Genomic DNA, 974 nt, shown 5'->3' with positions numbered 1-974 from the left:
GTCAATGTGTAGTCGTTATCACAAGTACCGGCAGTGGTAGTCTCATTAAAAGTCACCGTAGCCGTACCGCAGTTGTCCGAAGCCGTCAAGGTCTCGGCAGTAGGTACCGCATCGCACTCAACGGTAGCATCGGCAGGCAGCGCCTCGTTGAACGAAGGAGCAGTAGTGTCAATTACCGTAATGGTTTGGTCAGCAGATACACTGTTGCCGCATGCATCGGTAGCCGTCCACGTTCTTGTTATCGTTTTTGTATCACCACAATCGGTTACTTCAGTATCACTGAAAGTGACATTAGGAAGTGCACAGTCATCCGTAGCGGTAGCATTACCGGTATTAGAAGGATCTGTACTTTCAGTACATTCTAAGGTAATATCCGCAGGAATAGTCAATACAGGATCCACAGTATCAATAATGGAATATGTAGCCGTAGTAGTAGAGGAATTACCACAGTCATCCGTTGCGGTAAAGGTTACAGTAACGGCTCCATTGGCGCAATTTACATCAGTATTAGAGCCATAGTCATTAGACCATGTAACGGTACCACAAGTATCGTTAGCAGTGGCACCGGCATTATTGGTCAACCATGCTTCTAAGGTACCATCAGGTGTCACGCCACATTGGATAACAATATCGTCGGTATTGGTATTATCAATGGTCGGTGGAGTAGTGTCGACTAAAGTAATGGTTTGTTCGGCAGACACGGAGTTACCACAAGCATCAGTAGCGGTCCAAGTACGAACGATAGTTTTTGTATTGCCGCAAGCAGCAGTTTCGACATCGGATTCGGTAACGGTTACCGTACCACAGTTATCTGAAGCCGTTGCTATACCAGTATTTATTGAGGATTCATCTTCTGTACATTCGATAGTAATATCCGCAGGAAGAGTTAGTATAGGTGCCACAGTATCCTGAACGGTAATGGTCTGTGTATGCACGGTCTCGTTGCCACAGGCATCGGTAGCCGTCCAAGTTCT

Annotated in this window: 1 protein-coding gene; it reads right to left on the bottom strand. The window is 46.3% G+C overall.

Going from position 1 to position 974, the window contains the following annotated elements; all coding sequences use genetic code 11:
- Positions 1–974, bottom strand: a 974-nt coding sequence (locus tag ACFQ1K_RS14550; protein WP_449361586.1) for an HYR-like domain-containing protein, incomplete at both ends; no start/stop codon positions are given.

The sequence above is a fragment of the Winogradskyella aquimaris genome (assembly GCF_042676105.1).
Classification (GTDB): Bacteria; Bacteroidota; Bacteroidia; order Flavobacteriales; family Flavobacteriaceae; genus Winogradskyella; species Winogradskyella aquimaris.
The sequence above is the reverse complement of the archived record's forward strand: the minus strand, read 5'-3'. Positions and strand labels throughout refer to the sequence as shown.